Raw genomic sequence first — 3,929 nt, 5'->3', positions numbered from 1 at the left:
CGCCCGGCGAGCGCAGCACCGGCGGCGGCGGTCCAGTCGCCGCTCCAGTGCGGCTCGGCGTCGAGGCCCGCAGCCTCGAGCGCGCGCCGCATCCCCGTTTCGCGGGAGCGCGCCTCGAGCCATTCCTCGGGTCCGGCGACCCGGCCGATGCGGCGATGGCCGAGCTCGACGAGATGCGAGATCGCGAGAGCGGCGCCCGCCTCCTGCTGCTCGGCGCCCGGTCCGGTGTGCAGCGCGGCGATCGCGACCCCCGGGTGCGCGCCGGCGAGCGCCGTCAGTGTGGCCGCGTGCGGGGCCAGCACGATGAGCCCGTCCACGCCCTGCCCGAGCAGCCGATCGGCGGCATCGCGGACGGATGCCTCGTCCGAGGCGTCCGAGTACGCCGTCGCGATCCAGCGTCCGGCGTCGCGGGCGGCCGCCTCGAGAGCGGCGATGCCGACCGCCGGCCCGTACAGCGTCGCGTCGGAGGCGATGACGCCCAGGGTGCGGGTCGTGCGGGTGCCGAGGGTGCGGGCGGCGTTGTTGACCCGGTAGCCGAGCGCGGCGATCGCCTGCAGCACGCGATCGCGGGTCTCGGGCCGGATGTTCGGGTGCTCGTTGATGACGCGCGACACCGTCTGCGTCGACACCCCGGCGGCCCGCGCCACATCGCGCACACCCACGCGGGTGGGGTCAGCGGGCAGCGGCCGCGTGTCGTCCATGGCGCACACCCTATCCGCGCAGCGGCACCCCTGCGGAGTCGGCCGATCGGCGGCGACTCGGCTCGTGCGCGGCGCCGAGTCGCTGCGAACGCACCGACTCGTGCGCCGAGGAACCCGCCCCGCCGCGCCGTGCGGGTGGCACGCTGGACGCATGGGTGCACGCTCTCCGAAGACGCGGCGGCCGACGCTGCGCGCGCGGCTGCTGACCGCCCTCGCCGGGGACCCCGACGGCACGCCGCCCTGGGTGCGGGCCCTCGCCGAGGGCGACGACGCGGGCTATTTCACCGACGGCGGCGCCGTGTGGACGGTGCACGCGGGCACCGGAACGTTCGTCGCCGGCATCCGGGCACTGCTCATCCAGGCTCTGCATCCGGGGGCGATGGCGGGAGTCCACGACTTCTCGCGCTACCGGGACGATCCGATCGGGCGCCTCACCGGCACCGTCCGGTGGATCATCTGCGTCACCTACGGCTCGACGGCGCAGGCGGCACGCGAGACGCAGCGCGTCGCGAGGCTGCACGAGCGCGTGCAGGGCTCGTTCGAGTCCGTCGCGGGCGAGCGCGCCTATTCGGCGGCTGACGCCGACCTCGTCGAGTGGGTGCACCTCGCCTTCACCGAGGCGTTCCTCGGTGCGCACGAGCGGTGGGGCGGACCGATCCCCGGCGGTCCCGACGCGTACGTGCGGGAGTGGGCGCAGGCCGGCCGCCTCATGCGCCTGGAGAACCCGCCGCTTACCGAGGCCGAGCTGCGCGCGCGGATGGACGGGTTCCTTGCGCGCGGCGAGCTCCGCCGCGACGACCGCGTGGACGACGTGGTGCGGTTCCTCCGCGCCGCGCCCTTCACGGGCGTCATGCGCATCGCGTACCAGGTGCTGTTCGCGGCTGCCGTCGCCAGCCTGCCGCGCAGCTACCGGCGCCTGCTCGGGCTGCGCCGGTCTCCGCTCCCCGTCGTGACCCTCACGCGGATCGTGCTCGCGGTGTCGGCGAAGGCGCTCGAGGAGGGCCCGCGCGCGCAGGATTTCGCCCGGCAGCGGATCCGCCGGCTCAGCGGCACGACGTCGGCAGCCCCCGGTACGGCCGCCACCCACTGACATCGCGTCTCGCCCCATCGCCCTGTGCGCCCGGCGAAATGGCAGGCTGGAGTCATGCGCATCGCCCTCACCGGCTCGTCCGGAAAGCTCGGCACCGTCGTCGCCCGCGAACTGCGCGCGGCCGGCTACGACGTCATCGGCATCGACGTCGTGGGCACCCGCGGCCCCGACTTCGTCCAGGTCGACCTCACGGACTACGGCCAGGTGGTCGACGCCCTCACCGCGGTCGGCGACCGCCACGACGGGTTCGACGCCGTCGTGCACCTCGGCGCGATCCCGGCCCCCGGCATCCGCTCCGATGTGGCGACCTTCCACAACAACATGACGGCGACCTTCAATGTCTTCTGGGCGGCGGTGAGACTCGGCATCCGTCGCCTCGTCTATGCGTCGAGCGAGACCGTGCTGGGCCTGCCGTTCGACGTGCCGCCGCCCTACATCCCCGTCGACGAGGAGTATCCGGCGCGCCCCGAGAGCACCTACTCGCTCGTCAAGCACCTCGAGGAGCAGCTGGCGATCGAGCTCGTGCGATGGAATCCCGAGCTCTCGATCACGGCGCTGCGCTTCTCGAACGTCATGGACCCCGCCGACTACGCCGCGTTCCCCGAGTTCGATGCCGACGCGACGCTGCGCAAGTGGAACCTCTGGGGCTACATCGACGGCCGCGACGGCGCGCAGGCGGTGAGCCTCGCCCTCGAGAACGCCCGACCGGGCTTCGATCGCTTCATCATCGCCGCGGCCGACACCGTCATGTCGCGATCCAACGCCGAGCTCGTCGCCGAGGTGTTCCCGGGCGTCGAGGTGCGCGGCGACCTCGGGGTCAACGACACCCTGCTGTCCATCGACAAGGCACGCCGAGTGCTCGGCTTCGAGCCGCGCCATTCCTGGCGCGACGAGGTGACGGATGCCGCGGCATCCGTTCGCCCGAGCTGACGCAGCACGAACCGCCCGAACTGACGCGCACCCGGGTCGACCTGCAGAAGACGAACGCCCCCGCCAGCCGGAGCTGACGGGGGCGTCCTGAGAGCCGTGACCTAGAGGCCGCGGATGTTCTCAGCCTGCAGGCCCTTGGGGCCCTGTGCGACCTCGAACTCGACCTTCTGGCCCTCTTCGAGCGAACGGTAGCCGTTGCCCGAGATGGCGCTGAAGTGTGCGAAGACGTCGGCGCTGCCGTCGTCGGGAGCGATGAAGCCGAAGCCCTTTTCGGCGTTGAACCACTTGACGGTTCCGGTTGCCATACTGCTGTCCTTCTGTCCTATGGGCCGCTGAGTGCGGGCCCGATGCGATCGGGGTCGATCGCGTCCCCGACGACACGGTGCCGTCGAAGCTGGGGGCGAGGGGCGGGTGTGCGCTCAGGCATCCGCCGTCTCGTATCGGGTCATGCCGCGCGGATCGTGCCGCCTCCGGGCAATCAGGTGGAGGCGCGGGCGTCTGCCCGCTTGATGGAGGAATCGTTGAGCCTACCCTAGTAGGTCGCGCGCGCGAGCACACCAGTTCGCGATCGGATCGTGACCTGAGATGACGTGAATCTCGACACGCCATGCTCATCAGCACATCTGCGGGGTGGTGCCAGCGCGCTCATAGGCAGGCACGCCAGACTGGAGGGATGGACCGCCGCCCCCTGCGATTCTTCGCCTTCGCCTACGCCGCCGTCGTGCTGTGGGCCACCGTCGGCCCCGCGCCGTGGCGCACGAGCGGCAACCAGCTCGAGGGCGGCATCCTGAACCCCGACGCGTGGACGGCCCCCGTCACCTGGACCACCGGGTACCTGTCGGAGATGGCGTTCAACGTGGCGATGTTCGTCCCGGTCGGGCTGCTGGCGGCACTGCTCATCCAGCGTCGGCGCTGGCCGTTGGCACTGCTCGCCGGGTTCGCGTTCACCGCGGTGATCGAACTCGTGCAGGTACCCGAGCCCGATCGCATCTCCGACCCGCGAGACCTCGTGATGAACACGGGAGGCGCCGTGCTCGGCGTGCTGGTCGTGCTCGCGGCGCGCATGGTGCGTCGCTCGGTCGCGGTGGCGGTCATGCCGATGCTCACCCCCGCGGATGACGCGCTGGCGGCGGATGCGGCGACACCGCCGTCTCGCGAGCCCGCCGTCGAGCTGGTCGGAGCGTCGTCGACGTCTGCCGACCCGACGG

General features: G+C 72.2%; 5 protein-coding genes. 3 read left to right on the top strand and 2 right to left on the bottom strand.

Features of this window, described 5'->3' with window-relative positions; genetic code table 11:
• Window positions 1–701 (bottom strand): LacI family DNA-binding transcriptional regulator (locus tag VIP82_RS07880; protein ID WP_331907361.1); only part of this gene is annotated, 701 nt, incomplete at its 3' end.
• A 151-nt stretch (window positions 702–852) separates the two neighbouring features.
• Here VIP82_RS07880 and VIP82_RS07875 point away from each other — a divergent pair.
• Together VIP82_RS07875 and VIP82_RS07870 are read left to right on the top strand one after the other, a co-directional pair.
• The gene (locus VIP82_RS07875; RefSeq protein ID WP_331907359.1) at window positions 853–1,791 is read left to right on the top strand and encodes an oxygenase MpaB family protein; all 939 of its coding nucleotides are present in this window, start codon (window positions 853–855) and stop codon (window positions 1,789–1,791) included.
• A gap of 54 nt (window positions 1,792–1,845) precedes the next feature.
• Window positions 1,846–2,721: an NAD-dependent epimerase/dehydratase family protein gene (locus VIP82_RS07870; RefSeq protein ID WP_331907357.1), complete on the top strand. Its 876-nt coding sequence runs from the start codon at window positions 1,846–1,848 to the stop codon at window positions 2,719–2,721.
• Between the two features lie 101 nt (window positions 2,722–2,822).
• Here VIP82_RS07870 and VIP82_RS07865 read toward each other — a convergent pair whose 3' ends face one another.
• Window positions 2,823–3,026, bottom strand: a complete 204-nt coding sequence (locus tag VIP82_RS07865; protein WP_022893782.1) for a cold-shock protein — start codon at window positions 3,024–3,026, stop codon at window positions 2,823–2,825.
• 368 nt (window positions 3,027–3,394) lie between these two features.
• On the opposite strand from VIP82_RS07865, the gene VIP82_RS07860 reads away from it, so the two are divergent.
• A partial coding sequence (locus tag VIP82_RS07860; RefSeq protein ID WP_331907355.1) for a VanZ family protein occupies window positions 3,395–3,929 on the top strand: 535 nt, incomplete at its 3' end.

The sequence above is a fragment of the Microbacterium sp. genome, assembly GCF_036566905.1.
Classification (GTDB): Bacteria; Actinomycetota; Actinomycetes; order Actinomycetales; family Microbacteriaceae; genus Microbacterium.
The sequence above is the reverse complement of the archived record's forward strand: the minus strand, read 5'-3'. Positions and strand labels throughout refer to the sequence as shown.